At 59.6% G+C, this 25,063-nt stretch carries 27 protein-coding genes; 12 read left to right on the forward strand and 15 right to left on the reverse strand.

The features are described 5' to 3' along the window. Window positions 1-26: 26 nt before the first annotated feature. The 4 genes from HU727_RS00720 to HU727_RS00735 all read right to left on the reverse strand — a co-directional run bounded on the left by HU727_RS00720 (window position 27) and on the right by HU727_RS00735 (window position 4,256). Complete coding sequence (locus tag HU727_RS00720) at window positions 27-1,859, reverse strand: ABC transporter ATP-binding protein (RefSeq protein WP_186532144.1); 1,833 nt, start codon at window positions 1,857-1,859, stop codon at window positions 27-29. 88 nt (window positions 1,860-1,947) lie between these two features. Beyond that, entirely contained in the window at window positions 1,948-2,511 is a 564-nt protein-coding gene (locus HU727_RS00725; RefSeq protein ID WP_186532143.1) for a peptidylprolyl isomerase, read from the reverse strand. Between the two features lie 3 nt (window positions 2,512-2,514). Further along, complete coding sequence (locus HU727_RS00730; RefSeq protein WP_186532142.1) at window positions 2,515-3,318, reverse strand: alpha/beta fold hydrolase; 804 nt, start codon at window positions 3,316-3,318, stop codon at window positions 2,515-2,517. A gap of 14 nt (window positions 3,319-3,332) precedes the next feature. Further along, entirely contained in the window at window positions 3,333-4,256 is a 924-nt protein-coding gene (locus HU727_RS00735; protein WP_186532141.1) for a PA3225 family LysR-type transcriptional regulator, read from the reverse strand. A gap of 49 nt (window positions 4,257-4,305) precedes the next feature. Here HU727_RS00735 and HU727_RS00740 point away from each other — a divergent pair, with 49 nt between their 5' ends. The 3 genes from HU727_RS00740 (at window position 4,306) to HU727_RS00750 (ending at window position 6,483) form a co-directional block, all read left to right on the forward strand. Continuing rightward, entirely contained in the window at window positions 4,306-4,620 is a 315-nt protein-coding gene (locus tag HU727_RS00740; protein ID WP_186532140.1) for a 3-phosphoglycerate kinase, read from the forward strand. Window positions 4,621-4,788: 168 nt separating this feature from the next. Next, entirely contained in the window at window positions 4,789-5,388 is a 600-nt protein-coding gene (locus HU727_RS00745) for an FMN-dependent NADH-azoreductase (RefSeq protein ID WP_186532139.1), read from the forward strand. A 228-nt stretch (window positions 5,389-5,616) separates the two neighbouring features. Then, complete coding sequence (locus HU727_RS00750) at window positions 5,617-6,483, forward strand: carboxylate/amino acid/amine transporter (protein WP_186532138.1); 867 nt, start codon at window positions 5,617-5,619, stop codon at window positions 6,481-6,483. Between the two features lie 105 nt (window positions 6,484-6,588). On the opposite strand, the gene HU727_RS00755 is transcribed toward HU727_RS00750, so the two are convergent. Beyond that, window positions 6,589-7,887 carry a mechanosensitive ion channel family protein gene (locus tag HU727_RS00755; RefSeq protein WP_186532137.1) on the reverse strand — a complete coding sequence of 433 codons (1,299 nt, stop codon included), beginning with the start codon at window positions 7,885-7,887 and terminating at the stop codon, window positions 6,589-6,591. Between the two features lie 191 nt (window positions 7,888-8,078). Between HU727_RS00755 and HU727_RS00760 the strand changes: the two genes are divergently transcribed. Beyond that, the gene (locus HU727_RS00760) at window positions 8,079-9,419 is read left to right on the forward strand and encodes a DEAD/DEAH box helicase (RefSeq protein ID WP_186532136.1); all 1,341 of its coding nucleotides are present in this window, start codon (window positions 8,079-8,081) and stop codon (window positions 9,417-9,419) included. A 51-nt stretch (window positions 9,420-9,470) separates the two neighbouring features. Here HU727_RS00760 and HU727_RS00765 read toward each other — a convergent pair whose 3' ends face one another. Together HU727_RS00765 and HU727_RS00770 are read right to left on the reverse strand one after the other, a co-directional pair. Then, window positions 9,471-9,746 (reverse strand): hypothetical protein, encoded by a 276-nt coding sequence (locus tag HU727_RS00765; protein ID WP_186532135.1) that lies wholly within the window; start codon window positions 9,744-9,746, stop codon window positions 9,471-9,473. Window positions 9,747-9,834: 88 nt separating this feature from the next. After that, the gene (locus tag HU727_RS00770; RefSeq protein ID WP_186532134.1) at window positions 9,835-10,569 is read right to left on the reverse strand and encodes a DUF899 domain-containing protein; all 735 of its coding nucleotides are present in this window, start codon (window positions 10,567-10,569) and stop codon (window positions 9,835-9,837) included. 171 nt (window positions 10,570-10,740) lie between these two features. On the opposite strand from HU727_RS00770, the gene HU727_RS00775 reads away from it, so the two are divergent. Beyond that, window positions 10,741-11,133, forward strand: a complete 393-nt coding sequence (locus HU727_RS00775) for a transcriptional regulator (RefSeq protein ID WP_186532133.1) — start codon at window positions 10,741-10,743, stop codon at window positions 11,131-11,133. A gap of 120 nt (window positions 11,134-11,253) precedes the next feature. On the opposite strand, the gene HU727_RS00780 is transcribed toward HU727_RS00775, so the two are convergent. The 3 genes from HU727_RS00780 to HU727_RS00790 all read right to left on the reverse strand — a co-directional run bounded on the left by HU727_RS00780 (window position 11,254) and on the right by HU727_RS00790 (window position 13,310). After that, entirely contained in the window at window positions 11,254-12,123 is an 870-nt protein-coding gene (locus tag HU727_RS00780; RefSeq protein ID WP_186532132.1) for a DUF6279 family lipoprotein, read from the reverse strand. Between the two features lie 77 nt (window positions 12,124-12,200). Beyond that, the gene (locus tag HU727_RS00785) at window positions 12,201-12,917 is read right to left on the reverse strand and encodes a TorF family putative porin (protein ID WP_186532131.1); all 717 of its coding nucleotides are present in this window, start codon (window positions 12,915-12,917) and stop codon (window positions 12,201-12,203) included. A gap of 204 nt (window positions 12,918-13,121) precedes the next feature. Then, window positions 13,122-13,310 (reverse strand): PFL_1563 family small protein, encoded by a 189-nt coding sequence (locus HU727_RS00790; RefSeq protein WP_186532130.1) that lies wholly within the window; start codon window positions 13,308-13,310, stop codon window positions 13,122-13,124. A 340-nt stretch (window positions 13,311-13,650) separates the two neighbouring features. On the opposite strand from HU727_RS00790, the gene HU727_RS00795 reads away from it, so the two are divergent. The 3 genes from HU727_RS00795 to HU727_RS00805 all read left to right on the forward strand — a co-directional run bounded on the left by HU727_RS00795 (window position 13,651) and on the right by HU727_RS00805 (window position 16,134). Next, complete coding sequence (locus tag HU727_RS00795) at window positions 13,651-14,487, forward strand: CvfB family protein (RefSeq protein ID WP_186532129.1); 837 nt, start codon at window positions 13,651-13,653, stop codon at window positions 14,485-14,487. A 61-nt stretch (window positions 14,488-14,548) separates the two neighbouring features. Next, window positions 14,549-14,941 (forward strand): DUF2177 family protein, encoded by a 393-nt coding sequence (locus HU727_RS00800; RefSeq protein ID WP_186532128.1) that lies wholly within the window; start codon window positions 14,549-14,551, stop codon window positions 14,939-14,941. A 263-nt stretch (window positions 14,942-15,204) separates the two neighbouring features. Then, window positions 15,205-16,134, forward strand: coding sequence for a DMT family transporter (locus HU727_RS00805; protein WP_186532127.1), 930 nt, complete (start codon window positions 15,205-15,207; stop codon window positions 16,132-16,134). Here the strand turns inward: HU727_RS00805 and HU727_RS00810 are convergent. Beyond that, a complete protein-coding gene (locus HU727_RS00810; protein ID WP_186532126.1) occupies window positions 16,082-17,263 on the reverse strand; it encodes an MFS transporter in 1,182 nt (393 codons plus the stop codon). The two genes, HU727_RS00805 and HU727_RS00810, sit on opposite strands and share 53 nt — an antisense overlap. Before the next feature lie 103 nt (window positions 17,264-17,366). Between HU727_RS00810 and ptrR the strand changes: the two genes are divergently transcribed. Together ptrR and HU727_RS25830 are read left to right on the forward strand one after the other, a co-directional pair. After that, complete coding sequence (gene ptrR / locus HU727_RS00815; RefSeq protein ID WP_186532125.1) at window positions 17,367-18,260, forward strand: putrescine utilization regulator PtrR; 894 nt, start codon at window positions 17,367-17,369, stop codon at window positions 18,258-18,260. Between the two features lie 142 nt (window positions 18,261-18,402). Beyond that, window positions 18,403-18,531 (forward strand): PA1414 family protein, encoded by a 129-nt coding sequence (locus HU727_RS25830; protein WP_003184145.1) that lies wholly within the window; start codon window positions 18,403-18,405, stop codon window positions 18,529-18,531. A gap of 162 nt (window positions 18,532-18,693) precedes the next feature. Here HU727_RS25830 and HU727_RS00820 read toward each other — a convergent pair whose 3' ends face one another. The 4 genes from HU727_RS00820 to speB form a co-directional block, all read right to left on the reverse strand. After that, window positions 18,694-20,073 carry a sodium:solute symporter family protein gene (locus tag HU727_RS00820; RefSeq protein WP_186532124.1) on the reverse strand — a complete coding sequence of 460 codons (1,380 nt, stop codon included), beginning with the start codon at window positions 20,071-20,073 and terminating at the stop codon, window positions 18,694-18,696. A 158-nt stretch (window positions 20,074-20,231) separates the two neighbouring features. Continuing rightward, window positions 20,232-21,734 (reverse strand): purine-cytosine permease family protein, encoded by a 1,503-nt coding sequence (locus tag HU727_RS00825; RefSeq protein ID WP_186532123.1) that lies wholly within the window; start codon window positions 21,732-21,734, stop codon window positions 20,232-20,234. A 51-nt stretch (window positions 21,735-21,785) separates the two neighbouring features. Further along, a complete protein-coding gene (locus tag HU727_RS00830) occupies window positions 21,786-22,208 on the reverse strand; it encodes a YybH family protein (protein WP_186532122.1) in 423 nt (140 codons plus the stop codon). Between the two features lie 9 nt (window positions 22,209-22,217). Then, entirely contained in the window at window positions 22,218-23,168 is a 951-nt protein-coding gene (speB, locus tag HU727_RS00835; protein ID WP_003222717.1) for an agmatinase, read from the reverse strand. A 299-nt stretch (window positions 23,169-23,467) separates the two neighbouring features. Here speB and HU727_RS00840 point away from each other — a divergent pair, with 299 nt between their 5' ends. Continuing rightward, window positions 23,468-24,361, forward strand: a complete 894-nt coding sequence (locus HU727_RS00840; RefSeq protein WP_186532121.1) for a LysR family transcriptional regulator — start codon at window positions 23,468-23,470, stop codon at window positions 24,359-24,361. 4 nt (window positions 24,362-24,365) lie between these two features. Then, window positions 24,366-24,962, forward strand: coding sequence for a tRNA-uridine aminocarboxypropyltransferase (locus HU727_RS00845; RefSeq protein WP_186532120.1), 597 nt, complete (start codon window positions 24,366-24,368; stop codon window positions 24,960-24,962). Window positions 24,963-25,063 lie beyond the last annotated feature (101 nt).

Consider the following 25,063-nt stretch of genomic DNA (forward strand, 5'->3'; position numbering starts at 1 on the left):
AGCATGGGAACGATCATGTCGCGCGATCAATCGATACCGACAAATCCGCCCGTCTGGTGCGCCCACAATCGGGCGTACAAGCCACGATGGGCCAGCAGCTCGGCGTGGGTGCCGCTCTCGGCGATCTTGCCGTTTTCCAGCACCACCAGCCGATCCATGCGCGCAATGGTCGAGAGTCGGTGAGCGATCGCGATCACGGTTTTGCCCTGCATCAGCGTTTCGAGGCTTTCCTGAATCGCCGCTTCCACCTCCGAATCCAGTGCCGAGGTCGCTTCGTCCATAATCAGGATCGGTGCGTCTTTGAGCAGTACCCGCGCAATCGCAATCCGCTGGCGCTGACCGCCGGACAGCTTGACGCCACGCTCGCCCACATGCGCATCGAACCCGGTGCGCCCTTCGGCGTCCGACAGCAACGGAATGAACTCATCGGCGCGGGCCTTGTGTACCGCGTCCCAGAGTTCTGCGTCGGTCGCGTCAGGCTTGCCGTAAAGCAGGTTGTCGCGGATCGAGCGGTGCAGCAGGGAGGTGTCCTGAGTGATCATCCCGATCCGCGCACGCAGGCTTTCCTGACCGACTTCGGCGATGTTCTGCCCGTCGATCAGAATGCGTCCGCCCTCGACGTCATACAGGCGCAGCAGCAGGTTGACCAAGGTCGATTTACCCGCACCGGAAGGCCCGATCAAACCGATTTTCTCGCCCGGTTTGATGGTCAGGTTGAGATCGCCGATGATGCCTTTCTTCTTGCCGTAGTGAAAATCCACGTGCTCGAAACGCACTTCGCCCGAGGCCACCGCCAGCGGTTTGGCCTGCGCCTGATCGGTGACGCTGACCGGCTGCGAAATCGTGCGCAAGCCATCCTGAACCATGCCGATGTTTTCGAAAATGCCGGTGACCACCCACATGATCCAGCCGGACATGTTGACGATCCGGATCACCAATCCCGTCGCCAGGGCGATCGCACCGACCGTGATCAGCGATTGCGTCCACAACCACAGCGCCAGCGCCGTAGTGCCGACGATCAACAAGCCATTCATGGCGGTAATCGCCACGTCCATGCTAGTGACGACGCGGCCGGCCATTTGCGCCTTGACGGTCTGCTCTTCGATGGCCTCCTTGGCATAGTGCTGCTCGAAGTTGGTGTGGGCAAAGAGCTTCAGCGTGGCGATGTTGGTGTAGCCGTCGACGATTCGGCCCATCAGTTTCGAGCGTGCATCCGACGCTTCCACCGAACGGTCTTTCACACGCGGAACGAAATAGCAGAGTGCGCCAATGTAGGCGGCGATCCACGTCAGCAGCGGGATCATCAGGCGCCAGTCGGCCTCGGCAAACAGCACCAGCGAACTGATCGCGTAGATCACCACATGCCACAGCGCATCGACCGCCTGCACGGCCGAATCGCGTAGCGAGTTGCCGGTCTGCATGATGCGTTGAGCGATGCGCCCGGCGAAGTCGTTCTGGAAGAAATTCAGGCTCTGCTTGAGCACGTAACTGTGGTTCTGCCAGCGAATCATGCTGGTCATGCCAGGGCTCAAGGTCTGGTGCACCAGCAAGTCATGCAGGGCAAAGAAAATTGGCCGCAGCACCAGGGCGACCACCAGCATCCACGTCAACTCGAGGGCGTGGTCGCTGAAGAAATTCGGGTTGGGCGTGCCTTGCGCAAGGTCGATGATGCGGCTCAGGTAACTGAACAGCGCCACTTCGATCAGCGAGGCAAACAGGCCGATGACGAGCAGGGCAGCGAAGCTCGGCCAGACCTGTTTCAGGTAATAGATATAGAAGGGGAGAACACGGTCCGGCGGAGAAGCCGTCGGAGCGTCGCGGAATATGTCGATCAGTTGTTCGAAACGGCGATAGAGCATCAGATAATCGCCCGGGGCACGGGCTCTCCTTTTATCAGCATGAGCGGCGCGGGGTCAGCCCCGGCGCCGCTCGATATGCCCTGCAGACTCAGTCGACGCGCTTGGCCGATTTGATGATCACAGGGTCGACAGGCACGTTCTGCATGCCGCTTTTGGTGGTGGTTTGCGAGTTGACGATGACATCCACGACGTCCATGCCCTTGACCACTTTGGCGAATACCGCATAACCGGCGTCACGGCCAGGGTCGAGGAAGGCATTGTCAGCCACGTTGATGAAGAACTGGCTGGTGGCCGAGTCCGGGTTGGAAGTGCGCGCCATCGACAGCGTGCCGCGAACGTTGTGCAGGCCGTTGCTGGCTTCGTTCTTGATCGGCGCCTTGGTGTCTTTCTGCTGCATCTGCTGGGTGAAACCGCCGCCCTGGGCCATGAAGCCCGGGATTACGCGATGAAAAATGGTGTTGTTGTAGAAGCCACTGTCGACGTACTCAAGGAAGTTCTTGGTACTGATCGGCGCCTTGACCGGGTCCAGTTCGATTTCAATCTGGCCGTTGGTGGTGTCCAGCAGTACGTGTGGCGCCTTGGCCGGGGTGGCAGCCATCAGGTTGGCGGCAAACAGTACGGAGCCGGCGGCGAGGGCGATTTTTTTCAGCATGGGTCAGAGATCCTGAGATTGAAGGTCGGCTGTGGCGAGGAACGCCAGCAGCGTTTGGTTGAAGCGTTCGGGTTGATCGAGCGGGGTGGCGTGGCGCGAATCGGCGATCACCACCAGCCGCGCATCCGGTAGCAGTTTTACATAGGTTTCTTTCAATGCCACCGGTGTGTAGTCACGGTCGGCGCTGATGACGAGCGTTGGACAGGAAACCCGGGAAAGTCGTTCCTGAACGCCCCAGCCCACGATCGCGTCGAAGCTGGCGAGGTAAGCACGTTTGTCGTTTCTTGCCCAGCGTTCGGTCATTTTGCGCCGCAGATCGGCCTGTTCCGGTTTAGGGAACAGTTTGCTGCCGAGGGCTTTGCCGATGGTCTCGAGGCTGAGCATACGCATCAGGCTCCAGCGTTTGAACCACTGCCAATAGTCATCGCGGCTGCGCAATTTGACCTGAGGCGCACTGTTGACGATGGTCAGGCTCTTTAGCGCTTGCGGCTGATCGACGGCGAGCTGAAAGCCGATCATCCCGCCCATCGAGAGGCCGACGTAATGCACCGGGCCGAGTTGCAAATGCTCGATCAGGGCTAGCAGGTCATCGCTGAAACCGGCGATGCTGTAAGGCTCGCGGGGCTTGTCCGAGCGACCATGGCCGCGAATGTCCGGGACGATGACCCGGTAGTGCGCGGCCAGTGCCGGGATTTGCATTTCCCAGTCCAGCGTGCTCGAACCGAGCCCGTGAACCAGCAGCACCGGCGTACCGTGGCCGTATTCCTCGTAGTGCAGGTTGCAACCTTCGTGCTCGAAATACGCCATCGGTGAACTCCGTGTCAGGCTTGTTCTGGGGCGGCGAACGGTGCGTCCAGCGGCAAGGTGTCGAAGGCGCGCAGCAGTTCGATGAGGATCTGCGTGGCCGGGCCCAGGGGTTTTTCCTTGTTCGAATACAGGTAGAAGTTCGAGTTGCGGCTGCGACCCTGATCCAACGGTAGCAGTTTGAGCGAACCTTCTTTCAATTCCCGCTCGATCATGTGGCGCGGTAGCCAGGCGAAGCCCAGGCCATTGCTGACGAACGTGGCCGCGGTGGCGAGGCTGCCGACGGTCCAGCGCTGCTCGGCGCCGAGCCAGCCGACGTCCCGTGGCTGCTGGCGGCCGGAGTCGCGGATGACCACTTGCATCTGGTTCTCAAGGTCTTGAAAGCTCAGGTCGCGATTCAGTCGATGCAGTGAGTGTTCCGGGTGGGCGACGGCGACGAACTCGACATCGCACAACTCCGCGCCGAGGTAGCCGGGAATGCTCAGGCCGGTGATCGCCAGATCGGCGACGCCTTCAAGCAACACTTCTTCAACACCCGACAGCACTTCTTCGCGCAGACGCACCCGGCAGCCACGGCTTTGCGGCATGAACGCGGTCAGGGCGCGGACAAGGCGGGCGCTCGGGTAGGCCGCGTCCACCACCAGCCGCACTTCGGCTTCCCAGCCTTGCTCCATGTGATGGGCAAGGTCTTCCAGCTGGCTGGCCTGTTTCACCAGTTGCCGCGAGCGCCGTAGCAGCACGCCGCCGGCTTCGGTGAGCACGGCTTTGCGCCCGTCGATGCGTAACAACGGCACGCCGAGCTGATCCTGCATGCGCGCAACGGTGTAGCTCACCGACGATTGCGAACGGTGCAGGGCCTCGGCCGCCTGGGCGAATCCGCCGTGGTCGACCACGGCCTGCAACGTTCGCCATTGATCAAGGGTCACGCGGGGCGCTTTCATCAATAGCTCCTCTTGTCCTAAGCTGGCTGTCCCTCATGGAGACTGCCGAATGAAAAAATTCTGTTGTGTGGTGCTTGCACTGCTGCCGTTGACCGCGTTTGCTTATCCGATCGATGTGCAGAAAGAACTCAACGGCTTGAAGATCGACTACGAAACCTTCGACACCGATAACGACATCGGCTCGATCCGGGTAGCCAACTACGGCGACGTTGATGCGACCTGCAAAGCTGTATTCAGTAACGGCCCTGAGGCGCCACGCACTCGCAGCATCGATGTCCCGGCGGGCAAGCATAAAAACGCGACGGCCAAGTTCACCCGCGAGATCATCAAGCTGCGCATCAAGCTGACCTGCGCCCCGAAATAACGACAGTCCCCTGTAGGAGCGAGCAGGCTCACTCCTACAAGGTATGCGTTAGCTTATAAACGAATTTATCGATGGGTTACAGCGGATATTTGCGCTTTTTCATCGATTCAACTCTGTTTAATCTTCACTCCATCGACTTACAACATTCTCGGATGGAGACTACACAGCATGTCCCGCGTTCTGATCATCGAAAGCAGCGCCCGTCAGCAAGACTCGGTTTCCCGTCAACTGACCCAGACCTTCATCGCCCAGTGGAAAGCCGCGCACCCCACCGATCAGATCACCGTGCGTGACCTTGCCGTCAACCAGGTGCCGCACCTGGACATCAATTTGCTGGGTGGCTGGATGAAGCCTGCCGATCAGCGCAACGACGCCGAGCAATCTTCGCTGGATCGCTCCAACGCGTTGACTGATGAATTGCTCGCCGCCGACGTGCTGGTGATGGCCGCGCCGATGTACAACTTTGCGATACCGAGCACCCTCAAAGCCTGGCTCGACCACGTGCTGCGTGCCGGCGTGACCTTCAAGTACACCGAAACCGGCCCGCAAGGTCTGCTCAGCGGCAAGCGTGCCTACGTGCTGACCGCTCGCGGCGGTATCTACGCCGGTGGTCCGGCCGATCATCAGGAACCGTACCTGCGTCAGGTGATGGGTTTCATCGGCATCCATGATGTGACCTTCATTCACGCCGAAGGCATGAACCTGGGCGGCGACTTCCAGGAGAAGGGCCTGAATCAGGCCAATGCCAAACTGTCCCAGGTCGCTTGATCGGTTAATCGCCAGATAATCGCTGGATGGTCTAGTGACCTGGCGCAACCCCTTCAAGGTTCCACGCGCATCGAACCTCCCTTTGCACTTTTGCTCCTGAGTGCTGTAGCCCGATTGAACGCTTTAGCGAGATCGGGCTTTTTTTTGTCTGGGATTTACGGTTGTTTGAAGGTTCGCAGTCTGGGTGAAAACCCGCTATCGTCGCCGCCATTCGAAACAGAGGCGAGCATGGGCTATCTACTTTTTGTCACGCTGATTCAGGCGTTTTCCTTCAGTCTGATCGGCGAATATCTCGCTGGGCATGTCGACAGTTACTTTGCGGTGCTGGTGCGCGTGGTGCTGGCGGGGCTGGTGTTTATCCCGTTGACGCGCTGGCGTTCGGTGGAGCCGGCGTTCATGCGTGGCATGTTGCTGATCGGGGCGCTGCAGTTTGGTGTGACTTACGTCTGCCTGTATCTGAGTTTTCGTGTGCTGACGGTGCCGGAGGTGTTGCTGTTCACAATCCTCACGCCGCTGCATGTGACGCTGATCGAAGACGCGTTGAATCGTCGCTTCAACCCGTGGGCATTGGTCGCGGCATTGGTGGCGGTGGGTGGTGCTGCGGTGATCCGTTTTGACCAGATCAGCCCGGACTTCTTCATGGGCTTCCTGTTGCTGCAACTGGCCAACTTCACCTACGCGGCGGGCCAGGTGATGTACAAGCATCTGGTCGCGAAGCACCCGAGCGACCTGCCGCATTACCGCCGATTCGGCTTCTTCTACCTGGGCGCGCTGGCGGTGGTGTTGCCGGCGTTTCTGCTGTTTGGCAAATCGAACTTCCTGCCTGAAGCACCGCTGCAGTGGGGCGTGCTGGTGTTCCTCGGGCTGGTCTCGACGGCGTTGGGTTTGTACTGGTGGAACAAGGGCGCGTGCATGGTCAACGGCGGCACGCTGGCGGTGATGAACAACCTGCACGTGCCGGTGGGGTTGCTGCTGAATTTGCTGATCTGGAATCAGCATGAGGAACTGGGGCGGTTGTTTCTCGGCGGCGGCGTCATTCTGGCCGCTGTGTGGATCAGCAGACTGGGCGTCCGAAAAAAACCGGTCACTGCATAACCCTGTGGGAGCGAGCCTGCTCGCGAAGGCGTTGGGTCAGATAAGTATGGGTCGACTGACACATTGCATTCGTGAGCAGGCTCGCTCCCACATTTGATCTTTGGGTTACATCAGGTGTTTTTCAGGCTCCGGAATACTCGCCGAGCCCAACATCGCCGGCAACAACCCCGACCGCAAATCCCCGCCACTCGGCTGCTGATACAGGCTCAACCCAAACTCCGGCAACACTGCCAGCAGGTAATCGAAAATATCCCCCTGTATCCGCTCGTAATCGGCCCACACCGTGGTGCGGGTGAAACAGTAGATTTCCAACGGAATGCCCTGCGCGGTGGTCTGCATCTGACGGACCATGCAGGTCATGTTCGGCTGGATTTCCGGATGACTTTTCAGATAAGCCAGTGCATAGGCGCGAAACGTGCCGATGTTGGTCATGCGTCGACGGTTGGCCGACATCGCCGCGACATTGCCCTGCGCCTCGTTCCAGGCCTTGAGTTCGGCTTTCTTGCGGCCCATGTAGTCGGTGAGCAAGTGTACTTGCGAGAGCTTTTCTTCTTCGTCGTCGCGGATGAAGCGCACGCCACTGGCGTCGATGAACAGGCTGCGCTTGATCCGCCGTCCGCCGGACTGCTGCATGCCGCGCCAGTTCTTGAACGACTCGGACATCAGACGCCAGGTCGGAATTGAAACGATGGTCTTGTCGAAATTTTGCACCTTGACTGTGTGCAAGGTGATGTCGACTACATCGCCATCGGCGCCGACTTGCGGCATCTCGATCCAGTCGCCGACCCGCAGCATGTCGTTGCTGGTCAATTGCACGCTGGCGACGAATGACAGCAGCGTGTCCTTGTAGACCAGCAGAATCACAGCCGACATCGCACCCAGACCCGACAGCAGCAGCAATGGCGAACGGTCGATCAGCGTGGCGACAATGATAATCGCGCCGAACACGTACAAGACCATTTTCGCCAGTTGCACGTAGCCTTTGATCGAGCGCGTGCGGGCATGCTCGGTGCGCGCGTAGATGTCGAGCAAGGCATTGAGCAGGGCGCTGACCGCCAGCAGCAGAAACAGAATGGTGAATGCCAGCGCCACGTTGCCGAGGAAATTCATCGAGGTTTTGCTGAGTTCCGGCACCAGATGCAGGCCGAACTGGATGACCAGCGATGGCGTCATTTGCGCCAGTCGTTGGAAAACCTTGTTGTGACGAAAGTCGTTGATCCAGTGCAGGGCTGGCTGACGACCGAGCATGCGGCTGGCATGCAGGATCAGATAGCGCGCCACTCGTCCGAGTACCAGCGCGATCACCAGCAGCACCAGCAGCGCCAGCCCCGATTGCAGAAGCGGGTGCTCTTCGAGCGTGCCCCAAAGATCCTGAGCGTTGAGCCAGAGCTGTTTGATGTCCATAAGCGAAACGTTCTTCCGAAAGGCGCGGGAGGGTAATTAGAGCATTTAAGACGCTGCGTATTACGATTGGAGACAAATCGGGCAACAAAAAAACCACTGATTGCGCTCGTTTTCACAAAGAAACTCGGCCTGAGCGCTCGAAACCGGTAACCTATGCAGCTGTTTTTTTGCATATCTTCGAGGTAGCACCCGTGTTTTCCCAATTCGCCCTGCACGAACGCCTGCTTAAAGCCGTGGCCGAGCTGAAATTTGTCGAGCCAACGCCAGTGCAAGCCGCGGCCATCCCGCTGGCGCTCCAGGGGCGTGATTTGCGGGTGACGGCGCAAACCGGTAGCGGCAAAACCGCCGCTTTCGTTCTGCCAATCCTCAATCGCCTGATCGGCCCGGCGAAGATCCGCGTCAGCATCAAGACCCTGATCCTGCTGCCGACCCGTGAGCTGGCCCAGCAGACCCTGAAGGAAGTTGAGCGTTTTGCGCAGTTCACCTTCATCAAGTCCGGCCTGATCACAGGCGGTGAAGACTTCAAGGTCCAGGCTGCGATGTTGCGCAAGGTGCCGGACATCCTGATCGGTACGCCGGGTCGGATGATCGAGCAACTCAACGCCGGCAACCTCGACTTGAAAGAAGTCGAAGTGCTGGTGCTCGACGAAGCCGACCGCATGCTCGACATGGGCTTCGCCGAAGACGTGCAGCGTCTGGTCGACGAGTGCGTGAACCGTCAGCAAACCATGCTGTTCTCGGCCACCACCGGTGGTTCCGGCCTGCGCGAGATGATCGCCAAGGTCCTGAACAACCCTGAGCACTTGCAACTCAATGCGGTCAGCCAGCTGAACTCGACCACTCGTCAGCAAATCATCACCGCCGACCACAATCAGCACAAAGAGCAGATTGTGAACTGGCTGCTGGCCAACGAGACCTATCAGAAAGCCATCATCTTCACCAACACCCGCGCCATGGCCGACCGCATCTACGGCCGCCTCGTGGCGCAGGAATACAAAGCGTTCGTGCTGCACGGCGAGAAGGATCAGAAGGATCGCAAACTGGCGATCGATCGCCTGAAGCAGGGCGGTGTGAAAATCCTGGTTGCGACCGACGTTGCGGCCCGCGGTCTGGACGTCGATGGCCTGGACATGGTGATCAACTTCGACATGCCGCGCAGCGGCGACGAGTACGTGCACCGCATCGGTCGTACCGGCCGCGCCGGTAACGATGGCTTGGCGATCTCGCTGATCTGCCATGGCGACTGGAACCTGATGTCGAGCATCGAGCGCTACCTGAAGCAGAGCTTCGAGCGCCGCACCGTCAAGGAAGTCAAAGGCACCTACGGCGGGCCGAAAAAGGTCAAGGCTTCGGGCAAAGCCGTTGGCGTGAAAAAGAAAAAGACCGACGTCAAGGGCGACAAGAAGAAAACAGCCGCCAAGACGCCAACCAAGCGCAAGAGCGCCAACCGTCCGAAGCCGGATTCATTGGTGAGCAGCGACGGCATGGCCCCGCTCAAGCGCCGCAAGCCGGCCGAGCCAGCAGCTGAGTAAGCTTTGAGGCGCGCACAAAAAAACCGGACGATGTCCGGTTTTTTTATGTCTTCAGCTCTCGGCTTTTTTCTCTGCCGTACCCAGCTCTTTCAAGCGCTGGTCGATTAACTGGCACTTGTCAGGCAGATCAGCGCTGGCCGTGCCGAGTTCCATTTTCTGCAACTCGGCATTGATCTCTTTGGCCTTGGCCGGGTTCTGTTCGGTGAGCTTCGAGACTTCCTTGGCCAATTGTTCACGTTTGATCACGGCTTCTTCTGGCGTGCAGGCCCACGCGGGCAGGGCGCAGGCAAGCGTGGCGACGAGTGACAGCTTGATCAGGGTTTTCATGGGCAGGCCTCAGTTCCGGTTAAGGCGGGTTAACCGGTTGAGGGGCCTAGTCTGCCAAAAGTTCAGAAACTGTGGGACGGCGGTGTGCTCAATCGCCATGACAGCAACCCGACTTCGTCGCGCCGTCATACCGATCATGATGCCGCACCCATTCCATGATTTCGTCTTCGTTCCTGCCCTTGGGCGTCAGATCAAGGTAGTTGTAGGCGCCGACCAGTATGTCCAAGCCTCGGGCATACGTTGAATAGGTGTGGAATATCTCGCCTTGATCGTTGCGATAAAACACGCTCAGCCCCGGCATTTCCTCCTCGACGCTGTCGGTCTTTTCGTAGTTGTAGGTGGCGTTCCCCTCTGCAACTGCTTCAGCCCGGGCGCATACGCCGAAGTCGTAATTGAAGTCGCAGCCCTCGGACGACACCCAGTCAAACTTCCAGCCCATCCGCCGTTTGAACGCCTGGAACTCGCTGAACGGCGCGTGGGAAACCGCCACCACCGCGACATCGTGATGAGCCAGATGCTGGTTGGCGCCATCGATGTGGTCACTGAGGAAAGAGCACCCGGTGCACCCTTGCTCCCAGTCCTTGGCAAACATGAAGTGGTAGATGACCAACTGGCTGTGGCGACCGAACAGGTCATTAAGCTTCAGTTCGCCGTTCGGGCCTTGAAAATGGTAATCCTTGTCGATTTTCACCCAAGGCAGCCCACGGCGTTCGGCGCTGAGTCGGTCACGCTCCCTGGTGAACGCTTTCTCGTGGCGCAGATGCTCTTTGCGGGCAACAAGCCATTCTTCGCGCGATACCACCGGATGGTTCTCAACGTTCATGACGATTCTCCTGCGGGTTGGTCGGCTGTTTCAGACTAGTCGCTTGACGGGTCGGGAAATCGACAGACCGCCGGTCGGTCGGCTCAGGAAATGCAGCTGAACGGCTGCGAAGCGCTTCGGTCACAACCTGTGAACGCGTCATTAATCACGCGCACCGGAGGTTGGATCAGGATGACAACTTACAACTGGGATTTGATTGAACGCTTGCTGCACGAAGTGCAGAACGGCGCTGGCCACAGTTTCACGCCACGGCCTTATGCCGAGCAGCATGCTGCGGACCAGGCGGCGGTCGGTGAATCCGTAGGGAATCTGGATCACCTGAAAACAGAAGCCTGTGGATACGAAAAGCTCTTGCTGGAGCGCGGCTACATCGAGCCTCGGCCGGAGGAGGAGGGCGGTAATGGCGAGAACTTCGTGCTGACGCCGCGTGGCTCGAGATTGCTGAGCCTGATCGACAGCAGCATTCCCGGCAATGATCACCCGCGTCAGGTGCTGGATGAGCAGGAGGATGCGCTGGATGAACTGACGTTTGATGAAGTCGCCTCAAAAGCCCAAATCGCTTGAGCCACGAAAATTCCCTGTGGGAGCGAGCCTGCTCGCGAATACGGTCTGTCAGTGACATTTGAACTGTCTGACACAGCGCATTCGCGAGCAGGTTCGCTCGCACAGGGGTAATCGGTGTATTCAAGGTTTTTGCGCGGCCTTCAGGCATTTCAGGTCATTGAAATCCTTGCGCACACCTTCGATTTTCTTCAACAGGCGCTGACGTTGTTCAGGCGTACTCTCAGCCATAAGATCCACAAACAGCGAGCGCGCCTCAGCCTCGGTCCTGGCGTAGGCTTTTTGGTAGTCCGCCGTCCATAAACGTTCGCGATTGCCCAGAAGCGTCTCGATTCTTTGTGGGAATTGCGGGCTCGTGCGCTGCGCAACAGCCGCGCTGAACTGTTGCTGCCAGTGCGCACGGTTGGCGATCCACTGAGTGTTCTGATCGCCCAAGGCATTGGACCATGCCACCACTCGTTGTTTTTGCGTGGCACTCAGGGGGCCGAGCCAGTCGCCGAGGCGTTTTTCCATGCGTTCGCTGCGTTCGGCGATCTGCTGCGCGAGAGGCGGTTCGAGGTATTCGCGCTGGCGTTTGCGCAAATCCTTGGCGAACGCTTCATTCATCTCGGCGACCTGTTTATCGTCCAGCCCTTGCAGCAACTGCACCGCAGAAGGAGTGATCTCACGGGCAGTTTCGGCTATTGCCTGTTTCGCTTCTGCGGTGCGCGCCTGCAGTGCAGCGTCGGTCACCTGATTGGTCTGGACCATGGTTTCCAAACGATCCAGCCAGTCCAGATAACCCGGCAATTGCGTGGTGCAGTGCCAACTCAGATGCTCCTGGAGCCTTTCGTTGAACCAGTCTTTTTGTTCGCCCTTGATATCCAGGTAATCACCGAGCGTCCACGGAATGATGACATCGAGGTTGCGGTACGCCAGGCCGACGCGGCTGCAGGCGCCGAGGGCGAGGGTAAAGATCAACAGGGCGGCAATGTGCTTGAACCAGCGAGACATGGGCAAATCCTTGCGAGAGCCTGGCTTCGGAATTCTGATTCTTATGTGATGCAGGATGCGCGCGGCAGTTCAGCCGATCAATAGAACGTGCGTACAGCCTTGAGGGTGACGAGGCCGTCGCACTCGCTGTTGTGCCCGGAATAGGCTGAGCAATCGCTGCCGCTGAGGCTGGAGTTGCTGTAGATCAAATCGAGATCAACACCCATGAACGGACGCGAAAGTTTCACCGACCAATCGGTGAAGCTGCTGATATAGCCACCGTCCACCGCGACCGGCGCGTTCAATTGGTGGGTGGTGTATTTCATGCTGACGCCGATACCGAACGGTTGATTACCACTCAGGTCGGCAAACAAAGTGTTGTTCTGTTTATCCGGGTCGTTGCTCAGTGCGATGCCAAAGCGACTGCCGAGCAGGGTCAGGCCGCCGAACAGCTCCTGGCTGTCGAGGGTTTCCACGTGGGGATAGCTGTAGTGAATCATCCCGACTTCATAGCCAAGGACTTGATCGAAAGGCTGTTTGTAACCGACGTAGGAATCGATTTCGAGGTTCTTGCCCGGCGTGATCCCCATACTTGGGGCGTACTGGCCGAAATACACGCCGCTGTCGTGGCTCAGGTCGAGGCCGCCATGGAATGACCCGACCGCCGCCGGTTTGACCAGACCCTGAGCCATGCTGCGACTGGGAGTGGTGCCGAGTTTGAGATTGAAATCACCCAGTTCGCCCTGGAAAACCTGCGCGTGCGCGGTCGCGCCTGACAACAGGCTGACAAGTAAAAAACAGGAAGATGGGCGCATGCGTCACTCCATGAACCGCGAGCGCAGGTAGGTGGCCTGCTGAAACGCTTGATCTAGACGCGTGCAAGGATACCGGCGAATCATCGGCATTGATGGCCGTTCGTCGATTTTCGGGTATTTTTTGTTTAAAGCGGAGGGGGATTACGCGGTGCCAGTCCAGGCGCTTCGAAGCTCAAAGCGCCTCTGGACGGGGTAAAACCGGTGTTACTTCTTGCCCAGGCTGATCTGCTTGGACGGGCCGAACGTCTGGCCGCTGACGCCTTTGGCAATTTGCTGGATCTCGCCGCCGGACTTGAGGAACGCTGCGATCTGATTGTTGATCGATTCGCTGGTTTCAACGGCTGGAGCTGGCTTTGCTTTGCTGGTGGATGCTTTTACACGCATGGCGGCCATTAACCTATAGAAAAGTAACTCGGCCAGGCATCGTACAGGAATAACTTGACAATAGCTCGGTAAATATCCCCCGGAATAACCAACCACGACGCTGGATTATTATCGTTTCGGTGTGCGTAATGGGCTGCTAAGTCGCTGTTTTAAATGAGAACCTTTATTCCGATTAACACGTTTGAACGCTGACGACGACGGCTTGGCCGGACTGACGAGCGGCGTCCTGCCGGAACGCAAACGAGAAAAAACAAGGCGTTGAAGCAGATTTCTCGGTGCGAGGATCTGCCTCCCGACGGTTTCGACAAAAGCGGGTAGAATACCGCCCACGTATTGAGGGTTTCGGAAAATGGCTTTAGTCGGGCGTTACAACAGTTTGCAAGTGGTTAAACACACTAACTTCGGTTTATATCTGGACGGCGGTGCCGATGGCGAAATTCTTTTGCCCAACCGTTATATCCCTAAAGATATTCCCAGCGAAGATGAAGACTGGCTCAACGTATTTATCTATTTGGACAGCGAAGACAAACTTCTCGCGACCACTGAAAAACCTAAAGTTCAGGTCGGCGAATTTGCCAGCCTGAAGGTGGTTGAAGTTAACAGCATCGGTGTGTTCCTCGACTGGGGGCTGCCGAAAGATCTGTTGCTGCCGTATTCGGAAGAAAAGCGGCAGATGACCGCAGGCGAATACTGCGTGGTGCATGTCTACCTCGACAAACACACCCGTCGCATCACCGCCACTGCGCGTCTTGACCGCTATCTGGACAAGACTCCGGCGACTTACAGCCCGGGCGAGGAGGTTGACCTGTTGGTGGCCGAAGCTACCGAGATGGGTTTCAAGGCAATCATCAACAACAAGCACTGGGGCTTGATCCACAAGAATGAGATCTTCAAATTCATGCGTTCAGGCATGCGCGAGAAAGGTTTCATCAAGGAAGTGCGCCCCGACGGCAAGATCAGCCTGAGCCTGCAACCGGTGGGGCAGGAAGCAGCCAGCAGCCTGAGTTCGAAAATCCTCGGCAAATTGCGTGAAAATGACGGCATGCTGGCGGTCAGCGACAAGAGTGACCCGGCGTTGATCAGCAGCCTGTTCGGCGTGAGCAAGGGCAACTTCAAGAAAGCCATCGGCTCGCTGTACAAGGAAGGCAAGATCGTCATTCACGCCGATCGCATTGAACTGACCTGAGCCACCGCAGGCCCATGCAGGAGCAGCCTTCGGCAGCGCCTGCATTTAGAGGGATGAGCCAATGAAAAAGGCGTTGATCGCTTACGTCGCTACGCTGCTGACGTTTCTGCTGCTCGACGGCATCTGGCTCGGGCTGCTGATGGCGCCGACCTATCGCGAACTCCTCGGTCCGCTGATGCTGGAAAAACCGCTGCTGGTCCCCGCAGCGGTTTTTTATTGCCTGTACGTTATTGGCTGCGTGGTATTTGTGGTATTGCCGGCGTTGACTTGGCAGCGGGCGGCGAAAATGGGAGCGCTGCTGGGGCTGGTGGCGTATGGCACTTATGACCTGACGAATATGGCAACGCTGCGCGGCTGGTCGGTGCAGGTGACCTTGATGGACTGGGCGTGGGGCACGCTGGCGACGGCGATCGCCTGTACGGTGGGCTTTTTGCTGGCGAAGCGGCTTGCATGAGCTGATCGGAAAATCGGTGTTGGCAATGCCGGCCTCTTCGCGAGCAGGCTCGCTCCCACAGGGGATCGATGATTGACTCGGATACTTTGGGAGCGAGCCTGCTCGCGGTCGACGGCGCAACCGTCAGCCATTCAGCGCTGACGCCACTGACCAACTGAATGTCTTTTCCAGACGCCTTTTTCCGTCCGGCTGATTGATAATCCCCACCACTGTTTTTTGACCATTGGATGGCCTGCCATGCTGTGTATGTTCGAGGTGTCGCGGTGAGTGCCGAGCGGCGCAACGCCGACGGTTTTGCCCTGCAAGTGATGATCGGACTGTGCCTGATCTGGGGCGTGCAGCAAGTGCTGATCAAGTGGGCGGCAACGGACATTGCGCCAGTGATGCAGGCGGCCGGGCGCTCGGGGATTTCGGCCTTGCTGGTCGGTTTGCTGATCTGCTGGAAGGGCGGCTGGGACCAGGTAGGCAGCACTTGGCGTGGCGGCTTGTTGGCCGGTGCGCTGTTCGGTCTGGAATTCCTGTTTATCGCAGAAGGGCTGCAACTGACCACCGCTGCGCACATGTCGGTGTTTCTTTATACGGCGCCAATTTTTACCGCGCTCGGTGTGCACTTCCTGCTGGCCAGTGAGCGCCTGCGACCGTTGCAATGGCTGGGGATTCTGCTTGCCTTTATCGGTATCGCGGTGGCCTTCGCCGGCGGTGTGTCGTGGGACAACCTCGACCGGCGCATGCTGTTGGGCGATGCCTTTGGCGTGCTGGCCGGCGCCTGTTGGGGCGCGACTACCGTGGTGGTGCGCGCCTCCCGGCTGTCGGAAGCGCCGGTGACGCTGACCCTGTTTTATCAACTGATGGTCGGTTTCGTCGGCCTGTTGCTGATCGCGCTGTTCAGCGGCCAGATCACTCACGTCAGTTTGACCACTGTGGCGGTGGCCAGTGTACTGTTTCAGGGGCTGGTGGTGTCGTTCTTCAGTTATCTGGTTTGGTTCTGGTTACTTCGACGTTATCTGGCGGCCAACCTTGCGGTGTTCTCGTTCATGACTCCGCTGTTCGGCGTGACGTTCGGCGTGCTGCTACTCGACGAACAGTTGAGCCTGAACTTTGTCATTGGCGCGGTGCTCGTGCTGCTCGGTATTACGTTCGTCAGCGCCGAGCAGTGGCTGCGCCGGCGTTTGCGCAAAGCGCTGGGCCAGTAGCACTCGATTGCATCGCCAGTGCGCCGGCGATCAGCAGGCCTGCGCCGGCGATCACCAGCGCCGGCTGCAGACCACCGCTGAAATGGCTGCTCAGCGCCGCCAGCAACGGGCCGCTGAGCTGACCGACGGCGAAGCACGCCGTGAGCAGGCCCGCATTGCGCTGAGTCGCGTGCGGTGCCAGCTCCCGCGAGCGCTGCATGACCAGTTGCATGAAGGCCAGAAACGGGGTGCCGCACAGGATCACACCCAGCGCCAGGCCGAGGCCGCTGCCTGGCAGGCAGGCAAACACGCCGGCCGCTTGCAACCCTAACGTCGCCGTCAGCCAGTGCCGTGTGGTCTTGGGATCATGCCGGCGCAAACTTACCAGCCACACCCCGATCGCCGCGCTCAGGCCAAAGCACGGCCAGAACAGATCCGCCTGCCATTGTCCGTGAAATTGCGCATTGGCCATTTGCGAAAGAAACGTCGCAGGGATGATGTAACCGATTCCGTACAGCGCGTAAATCAGCGCCAGCCGTCCAATGCCTTGACTCGATGGAGTTGCGTGTGTGGTCGCCGTCGTCGTTACAGCCGTGGGTTGCGGCAAAAACCGCCAGACGCCGAGCATCATCAACAACGCGGCGGCCGCATAGATCAACCACAGCGTTGCCGAGGTCTGCTGCAACTGATGTGAGACCAATGCCAGCAAGCCTGTCAGAAAAATCCCCAAACCCGGCCCGGCAAATACCATAGCCCCCCAGCGCGGGCGGCCCGCTGCCGCCGCCAGTGGCTGACTCAGCGAAGTGATCATCACCAGCACCCATGCGCTGGCCACGCCGGTGCCAAAACGCAGCACCAGATGCGACCAGAAGCCATTGGCCCAAAACGATGCGAGCGTCAGCACCACGCACAGCCATAAGCCGCCGTGCAAACGTCGCTGCACCTGCTGGGGCCGATGAGCAAACATCGCATCCACCGCGCCCAGCAGATAACCGAGATAGTTGGCCGCTGCAATCAGACCGGCAGCGGTCAGGTCGATCTGACCTTCGCTGAGCAGGTGTGGCATTTGTGGGGTCAGGGCGAAACGGCCGATACCCATCGCCATCATCAGGGCAACGAAGCAGGCGGATAAGCGAATCAGCGGCGACATGGTCGGGTTTTCCGTCTAAGACAATGACCGTCAGGCTAGGACTGATTGACTTTCTTTAAAATTGAATAATAGTGAGGAACTTGTTCTGTTCTGGAGAAAGAACGTGGAATTCAGTCAGCTGCGGATTTTTCAGGCGGTTGCCGAGGAAGGCTCGATCACCCGCGCCGCCGAGCGCCTGCACCGCGTGCCGTCGAACCTGTCGACCCGGCTCAAACAACTTGAGGAGCAACTGGGCGTCGAACTGTTCGTTCGCGAGCGTCAGCGGTTGCAGTTGTCGCCGGCGGGGAAAGTCCTGCTGGACTACACCGGCAAACTGTTTGCCCTGCGCGATCAGGCCAGCGCGGCGGTGATGGGTGGGCAGCCGGCCGGGGATTTCGTGCTGGGCACCATGTACAGCACGGCGGCGATTCATCTGCCGGCGTTGCTGGCGCGTTATCACAAGCGATACCCGATGGTGAACCTGCAGGTTCAATCGGCGCCGACCGGTGAGCTGCTGGAAGGGTTGCTCACCGGGCGGCTCGACGCGGCGCTGGTAGACGGGCCGCTGGAATTGGCCGGTCTCGATGGCGTGCCGCTGTGCGAGGAGCGTTTGGTGCTGATCACCGAAGTCGACCACCCGCCGGTACGCAGCGCGCGGGATGTGGAAGGGCGTTCCGTGTTCACTTTCCGCCGGGGCTGTTCCTACCGAATGCGTCTGGAAGCCTGGTTCGCCCACTACCATGCGGCCATGGGACGGCCGATGGAGATCGAGTCGTATCAGGGCATGCTTGCTTGCGTGGTTGCCGGCAGCGGCGTGGCGTTGATGGCCGAGTCGATGCTCGCCAGCCTGCCGGGCCGCGAAAATGTCGCGGTGCATCCTTTGGCCGAGCCGTTCGCGGGTGCGACAACATGGCTCATGTGGCGCAAGGGCATGGCGGGCGCAAACCTGAATGCCTGGATCGACGTGCAGCAAGCGGTCTATCCCGTGGCTTTGGCCCAGGAGCGTGAAACAGCGTGAACCAAACGCAACAGATTCTGTTCAATTCAGTAACAGATCATTGCGGATTTGGCCGAGCATTGCGTAGGACTTCGGACTATTATCAGTGCGAAGCGACCTCAGAATTCCGGCCGCTCAGCACCACCCTGAAGGGGGCATGACGATGAAAGAGAAAATCCAGAACTGGCTGCACGATTTGGGAGTTGCCCTCGGTTTGATCGAACCGCCTCTGCAACCGGTACCGATTCGCACGGACGACGAACAGCGCCGACGCCAGCCACGTCGCCGTTAATACCTGCGATCAGAGATTTCAAGATCGCAGCCGTCGGCCGTTTCTACAAAGTGTGGGAGCTGCCGAAGGCTGCGATCTTTTGCTTTTCGCCAAGCGAAAAAAACGGGTGTTGGCCACCGACGCCACACCCGTTGAAGAAAACATCAAGTCGTTACCTCAACCTCAGATCGCGCTCGCCACTGGGGCCGGGCGACGCGACAGCAGGCTCACTACCACGAAACTCACCAGACCGACCGCCAGGCTGTAGTAGATCGGCGTATTCGCATCCAGGCCATCCTTGAACATGAACACCAGGGCGGTTGCGAAACCCAGGCCCATGCTGGCGATGGCGCCGGCGGTGGTCGCGCGTTTCCAGAAAATCGCACCCATCAGCGGAATCAGCATGCCGCCCACCAGCAGGTTGTAAGCGAGGGTGAGGGCGCTGATCACGTCATTCACCACCAGCGCGATACCCAGCACAACGACACCGGTCAGCAGGGTGAACAGACGGTTCACGCCCAGGCTCGACTGTTTGCCGCCACGCAGTTTCGGCAGCAAGTCTTCGGTCAGCGTGGTGGCTGCAGCGAGCAGACCGGCGCTGGCCGTGGACATCATCGCCGCCAGTGCCGCAGCGATCACCAGACCGCGGATACCGTCCGGCAGCGACAGTTTGACGATGGCGGCGAAGGCGTTGTTAACGTTGTCCAGGTCCGGAATCAGCACATGGGCGGCCATGCCGATCAGCGCACAGGCCAGACCATAAAGGATGCAATAGAGACCGGCGAAGCTGCCGGCGTATTGAGCGACTTTGGCGTTCTTGACGGTGAACACCCGTTGCCAGATGTCCTGGCCGATCAGGATGCCGAAGAAGTAGATCATGAAGTAGGTGATGATCGTGTCCCAGCCGATCGTGGTGAAGTTGAACGCAGTGGCTGGCAGTTTAAGCACCAGTTCGTCCCAGCCGCCGACGCGGTACAGGCAGATCGGCAACAGGATGAACATCAGGCCCACGGTCTTGATGATGAACTGGACAATGTCGGTCAGGGTCAGCGACCACATGCCGCCAATGGCCGAATAAACCACCACCACGCCACCGCCAAGCAACACCGAGATCCAGAACGGCAGGCCGAACAGCACTTGCAGCACGGTGCCGATCGCGAGGATCGAGGTCACGCCAATCATCAGCGCATACGCCAGCATGATCGCTGCGCTCGCCGAGCGGGCCATCGGGTTGTAGCGTTTTTCCAGGACTTGGGTAACGGTGTAGATCTTCAGTTTCAGCAGCGGCTTGGCCAGGAACAGGTTCAGCGCAACGATGCCGCAACCCAGTGCCGCGCAGAGCCAGAAACCGGAAATACCATGCACGTAACCCAGCCGCACGGTGCCCACGGTGGACGCACCGCCGAGCACGGTTGCGGCCATGGTGCCCATGTACAGGCTGGGGCCAAGGTTACGACCGGCGACGAGAAAATCCTCGTTGGTCTTGGCCTTGCGCATGCCGAAGTAGCCGAGCAAGAGCATGCCGGCGGCGTAGATGAGGACGACGAATAAATCCAAAGCCATGATGGCGTGTCTCCGATTGTCTTTTTTATGGTGAGGCTGAATTCGAATCTCACTGTGGGAGCGAGCCTGCTCGCGAAGGCGTCAGCACATTCAACAAAGAAGTGACTGACAGATTGCTTTCGCGAGCAGGCTCGCTCCCACAGGGGATAGGCGTTTACTCAGGCGACTTGCGCTTTAGCCGACGACTCCCCGGCTTGGCTGCGGGCATCCTTCGGGCCGAACACTTCGCGCGGTTCCGGAAACAAGCGCAGCAACGTCAGGTAAATCACCGACGCCAGGCCCAGGGTCACCGGCAGACTGACGTCGATGCCACCGGCCAGCTCACCGAGCGGGCCGACGAACTGCCCCGGCAGGTTGACGAAGCACAGGCCGACCAGCGCACTCGGGATCCACGCGCCGAGGCCACGCCAGTTCCAGCCATGGTTGAACCAGTAGCGTCCGCCTTGTTCGCCGCGGGTAAACACTTGCAGGTCATCCGGGCAGTAGAACCCTCGACGCACGACCAGGCCGATGATCATGATCACCATCCACGGGGTGGTGCAGGTGATGATCAGCACGGCGAAGGTCGACACGCTTTGCACCAGGTTGGCGGCGAAGCGCCCGATAAAGATGAAGGCGATCGACATCACGCCGATCAGCAACGTCGCCTTGACCCGCGACAGCACGCGCGGAAACACGCTGGACATGTCCAGCCCGGTGCCATAGAGCGAAGTGGTGCCGGTCGACATGCCGCCGATCACCGCAATCAGGCACACCGGCAGAAAGAACCAGCTCGGCGACACCGCCAGCAAACCGCCCACGTAATTATTTGCCGCGATGTAGTCCGGCGCCTTGATCGCGACGATGGTGGCGGTGGCCAGGCCGAACAGGAACGGAATCAGCGTCGCCAGTTGTGCAGCGATCACCGCCAGCATGATTTGGCCCTTTGGCGTCTCACGCGGGATGTAACGTGACCAGTCACCGAGGAACGCGCCGAAGGAAATCGGATTGCTCATCGCCACCAGCGCCGCGCCGATGAACGCCGCCCAGAACCCGGCCTGACCGAGTGCCACGCTGCCGGCATACTGGCTGTCGAAAGCGGGCGCGAAGGCGAAGATGCCGAGCAGGAACAACAGGCTCGCGGCCCACACGGCAATGCGGTTGACCCATAGCATGATGCGGAAGCCGTAGATGCACACGGTCAGTACCAGCAGCGCGAACAAACCGTAGGCGAGGCCCAGGGTCAGGTCGGTTTCCGGCAGGTCAATCAGGCGTTTGGCGCCGCCGACCAGCGCGTCACCCGAGCTCCAGACTGAGAGCGAGAAGAACGCGATCGCGGTCAACAACGACAGGAAGGAGCCGACAATCCGCCCGTGCACGCCAAAGTGCGCACCGGAAGACACGGCGTTGTTGGTACCGTTGAGCGGGCCGAACAGGCCCATCGGCGCCAGAATCAGCGCACCGACCACCACGCCCAGCACAATTGCCCAGACGCCGGCCTGAAACGACAGGCCGAACAACACCGGGAAACTGCCAAGCACAGCGGTGGCGAAGGTATTGGCGCCGCCGAAGATCAAGCGAAACAAGTCGCCGGGTCGGGCATCGCGCTCATGGTCCGGGATCTGTTCGACCCCGTTTGTTTCTATGCTGCTAAGGCTTTTTTCGTTGTTGTTGTTATTCATGATCTGCTCCGATCATCAGGCGCGCTCATCGTGCGTGAGCGTCACCATTGGCTAAGGGGGTGGCAGCCCTTCCGGCATTGCGGACAAATGTTCGTGACAGGCCAGCCATAGGCCTTGTTGTTCTAGGCTCGACGCTTGTTTCCTGAAAACAATCGTCTCGCGCTCCTGGCTGAAATGTTGCTCCCCTTGCATGCGCAGCTCCGTGGCCACGTCATGGATGAAAATCGCCATGTCACCCTGCAGGCTGACGAAAGCGTTGCTTGAAGTGCACGACAGCACCTCGAAGCCATCCTCGGCGCGCCAGCTGTCCCACAACGCCTGATAGGCATCACGCGACAGCAGCGGCTGGTCGAGGGTGTAGAAGACGAAGCTGGCATCGGCGCTGAACGCACCGAAGTAAGCTTCGCGATCGTTACGTGCAAATGCAGCCACCAGTTCGGCGGCCGCGTGCAAAACCTGATCCCGTGCGTTCATGACCGGCCCTCAGCGATGGACCACGCCAGGCAATACGCAGAGCATTTCGTACAGCAGGTTGGCGGCCAGCAGCGAGGTGTTGCCGGTGGTGTCGTAAGCGGGCGAGACTTCTACCAGATCGCAACCGATCAGGTCGAGGCCCTGGCATCCGCGCACGATCTCGATCGCCTGAATGGTTGTCAGGCCGCCGATTTCCGGGGTGCCGGTGCCGGGCGCCCAGGCCGGGTCGATGCCGTCGATGTCGAAACTCAGGTACACCGGGCCGCCGCCGACCTTCTCGCGCACTTCGGCCATCAGCGGTGCCAGCGATTTATGCCAGCACTCTTCGGCCTGCACCACGCGAAAGCCCTGATCGCGGCTCCAGTTGAAGTCGTCGGCGGTGTAACCCTGAGCACGCAAACCAATCTGCACCACACGGTCGCAATCGAGCAGGCCTTCTTCGACGGCGCGGCGGAACGTGGTGCCGTGGGCGATTTTCTCGCCGAACATATGGTCGTTGACGTCAGCGTGCGCGTCGATGTGCACCAGGCCGACCTTGCCGTGCTTTTTGTGAATCGCCCGCAGGATCGGCAGGGTGATGGTGTGGTCGCCACCCAAAGTCATCGGGATGACGTTGTGCTCGAGGATGTTGTCGTAGGCTTCTTCGATGATGCGCACGGCGTCGAGCAGGTTGAACGTGTTGATCGCCACGTCACCGATGTCGGCTACCGACAGCGAGTCGAACGGCGCGGCGCCGGTGGCCATGTTGTAGGGGCGGATCATCACTGATTCGGTGCGGATGTCGCGCGGCCCGAAGCGGGTGCCGGGGCGCAGCGAAGTGCCGATGTCGAGCGGCACGCCAACGAAGGCAGCATCCAGGCCGGCAGCGGTCGGTACATGGGGAAGTCGGAGCATGGTGGCGATGCCGCCGAAGCGCGGCATTTCGTTGCCGCCCAGTGGTTGGTGAAGAATCTTGTCCACGGGTAAGGCCTCATCGTCTTGTTTTATTTATGTCGGCGCGCCGTGGAGCACGGGTCGGGCGCCGCTGTGGGGTCGATGATGCGAAATGTAGTGCAGCGGAAGAATCGCTACGGGCAAAAACTTAGTTCAGATTTTTCTAAACTAATGACGAGGCGCCGGATAAACTCCTCGCGCTCGTTCCCACGCTCCGCGTGGGAATGCATCCACGGACGCTCCGCGTCCAGCCGTACTCGCAGGTGACGCAGAGCGTCACGGGCTGCATTCCCACGCAGAGCGTGGGAACGATCCTTGGAGCAGAAATGGCCAACGCTTTACCCGACCTGAAACTCTTGCGCATCTTCGTCAGCGTCGTGCGTCATCAGGGTTTTGCCAATGCGCAGCAGGAACTCAACCTGTCGACCTCGGCGATCAGCACCTACATGAGCCAGCTCGAAGCCGCGCTCGGCCTGGTGCTGTGTCATCGCGGGCGCGGCGGGTTCAGCCTGACCAGCAAGGGCGAGTTGTTCCATCAGGAAACCTTGCGTCTGCTTGCCGAACTCGAAGGGTTCGAACAGTACGCCGCTGCGCTCAAAGGCGAACTGCGCGGCACGCTCAATCTTGGTGTGATCGACTCCACGGTCAGCGACAAGGCCTTGCCGTTCGCCGAAGCCATCGGTGCGTACAGCCAGGAACACCCGGCCGTGCATTTGCACCTGTCGGTGATGAGCCCTTACGAATTGCAGCTGGGCGTACAGGACAACCGCCTCGACCTGGCCATCGGCGCGTTTTCCACGCGCATGAGCGGTCTGGTCTACATGCCGCTGTACCGCGAGCAGCATTGGTTGTATTGCAGCAGTCGCCATCCATTGTTCAACGAGCGGCGCATTCCCGAGCAGGTCATCACCCAGCAACGCATGGTCGGACGCGGCTACTGGAGCCAGGCGGAACTGGCCCGTCACGGTTTCAAGCACAGCGCCGCCACGGTGGAAAGTATGGAAGCGCAGCTGATTCTGGTGCTCTCCGGGGCCTACATTGGCTACTTGCCGGAGCACTACGCTCAGGCCTGGGTGGACAAGGGCGATCTGCGCGTCTTGCTGCCGGCGACCTTTGGCTATCAGGCGCCGTTCTCGATGATCATGCGCCGGGGCCGCAGCCGCGAGCCGCTGATCCAGACCTTCCGCGATTTGCTTAAAGCCCAGCTCAATCAGGCCTGAAACCATGTCCAGACCCCAATGCCCGCGCTGCCTGCGCCCCCAGACCCATTGCCTGTGCGCGCTGATCCCGAGCCTCGACAGTCGCACCCGGATATTGGTGCTGCAGCATCCGAGCGAGGTCAATCACGCGCTCAACACGGCGCGGTTGGCGGCCCTGGGGTTGACCAATGCCGAGCTGATTATCGGTGAAGTATTTGAAGATCTGCCGGCGCTTTTGAACCGGCCCGGGTATCGGGCGCGGTTGCTGTTCCCGGCTGACGATGCGCAACCGCTGCAGGTTTACGGCAAGTCCGATGAGCCGCTGTTGTTGGTGGTTCCCGATGGCACCTGGCGCAAGGCGCGCAAGATGTTGCACCTCAATCCGCTGCTGGCGGCGTTGCCACGGGTGACATTGGCCGAGGGGGGCGTGTCGCGCTACCGCTTGCGCAAGGCACCGGGGCCGGGAGCGTTGTCGACGGTCGAGGCGATTGTGCAAGCGCTGCAGACACTTGAAGCGCCGGCCTCGTTTGAGCCGCTGCTCAAACCGTTCGAAGCGTTGATCGAAGGGCAGATTGCGGCGATGGGGGAGGAGGTCTTTCAGCGTAATCATGGCGACAGATAGTGGTTGTCTGTGCCGGCCTCTTCGCGAGCAGGCTCGCTCCCACAATCGGAATGCATTCTCCCTGTGGGAGCGAGCCTGCTCGCGAAGGCGCCAGATCAATC

It is taken from the genome of Pseudomonas khorasanensis (genome assembly GCF_014268505.2).
Classification (GTDB): Bacteria; Pseudomonadota; Gammaproteobacteria; order Pseudomonadales; family Pseudomonadaceae; genus Aquipseudomonas; species Aquipseudomonas khorasanensis.

What these genes read in the sequence shown, in the direction of transcription:
- HU727_RS00720 (WP_186532144.1), bottom strand. Translation starts at nt 1,859, where the DNA reads ATGCTCTATCGCCGTTTCGAACAACTGATCGACATATTCCGCGACGCT.
- HU727_RS00725 (WP_186532143.1), bottom strand. Translation starts at nt 2,511, where the DNA reads ATGCTGAAAAAAATCGCCCTCGCCGCCGGCTCCGTACTGTTTGCCGCC.
- HU727_RS00730 (WP_186532142.1), bottom strand. Translation starts at nt 3,318, where the DNA reads ATGGCGTATTTCGAGCACGAAGGTTGCAACCTGCACTACGAGGAATAC.
- HU727_RS00735 (WP_186532141.1), bottom strand. Translation starts at nt 4,256, where the DNA reads ATGAAAGCGCCCCGCGTGACCCTTGATCAATGGCGAACGTTGCAGGCC.
- HU727_RS00740 (WP_186532140.1), top strand. Translation starts at nt 4,306, where the DNA reads ATGAAAAAATTCTGTTGTGTGGTGCTTGCACTGCTGCCGTTGACCGCG.
- HU727_RS00745 (WP_186532139.1), top strand. Translation starts at nt 4,789, where the DNA reads ATGTCCCGCGTTCTGATCATCGAAAGCAGCGCCCGTCAGCAAGACTCG.
- HU727_RS00750 (WP_186532138.1), top strand. Translation starts at nt 5,617, where the DNA reads ATGGGCTATCTACTTTTTGTCACGCTGATTCAGGCGTTTTCCTTCAGT.
- HU727_RS00755 (WP_186532137.1), bottom strand. Translation starts at nt 7,887, where the DNA reads ATGGACATCAAACAGCTCTGGCTCAACGCTCAGGATCTTTGGGGCACG.
- HU727_RS00765 (WP_186532135.1), bottom strand. Translation starts at nt 9,746, where the DNA reads ATGAAAACCCTGATCAAGCTGTCACTCGTCGCCACGCTTGCCTGCGCC.
- HU727_RS00770 (WP_186532134.1), bottom strand. Translation starts at nt 10,569, where the DNA reads ATGAACGTTGAGAACCATCCGGTGGTATCGCGCGAAGAATGGCTTGTT.
- HU727_RS00775 (WP_186532133.1), top strand. Translation starts at nt 10,741, where the DNA reads ATGACAACTTACAACTGGGATTTGATTGAACGCTTGCTGCACGAAGTG.
- HU727_RS00780 (WP_186532132.1), bottom strand. Translation starts at nt 12,123, where the DNA reads ATGTCTCGCTGGTTCAAGCACATTGCCGCCCTGTTGATCTTTACCCTC.
- HU727_RS00785 (WP_186532131.1), bottom strand. Translation starts at nt 12,917, where the DNA reads ATGCGCCCATCTTCCTGTTTTTTACTTGTCAGCCTGTTGTCAGGCGCG.
- HU727_RS00790 (WP_186532130.1), bottom strand. Translation starts at nt 13,310, where the DNA reads ATGGCCGCCATGCGTGTAAAAGCATCCACCAGCAAAGCAAAGCCAGCT.
- HU727_RS00795 (WP_186532129.1), top strand. Translation starts at nt 13,651, where the DNA reads ATGGCTTTAGTCGGGCGTTACAACAGTTTGCAAGTGGTTAAACACACT.
- HU727_RS00800 (WP_186532128.1), top strand. Translation starts at nt 14,549, where the DNA reads ATGAAAAAGGCGTTGATCGCTTACGTCGCTACGCTGCTGACGTTTCTG.
- HU727_RS00810 (WP_186532126.1), bottom strand. Translation starts at nt 17,263, where the DNA reads ATGTCGCCGCTGATTCGCTTATCCGCCTGCTTCGTTGCCCTGATGATG.
- HU727_RS25830 (WP_003184145.1), top strand. Translation starts at nt 18,403, where the DNA reads ATGAAAGAGAAAATCCAGAACTGGCTGCACGATTTGGGAGTTGCCCTC.
- HU727_RS00820 (WP_186532124.1), bottom strand. Translation starts at nt 20,073, where the DNA reads ATGGCTTTGGATTTATTCGTCGTCCTCATCTACGCCGCCGGCATGCTC.
- HU727_RS00825 (WP_186532123.1), bottom strand. Translation starts at nt 21,734, where the DNA reads ATGAATAACAACAACAACGAAAAAAGCCTTAGCAGCATAGAAACAAAC.
- HU727_RS00830 (WP_186532122.1), bottom strand. Translation starts at nt 22,208, where the DNA reads ATGAACGCACGGGATCAGGTTTTGCACGCGGCCGCCGAACTGGTGGCT.
- HU727_RS00840 (WP_186532121.1), top strand. Translation starts at nt 23,468, where the DNA reads ATGGCCAACGCTTTACCCGACCTGAAACTCTTGCGCATCTTCGTCAGC.
- HU727_RS00845 (WP_186532120.1), top strand. Translation starts at nt 24,366, where the DNA reads ATGTCCAGACCCCAATGCCCGCGCTGCCTGCGCCCCCAGACCCATTGC.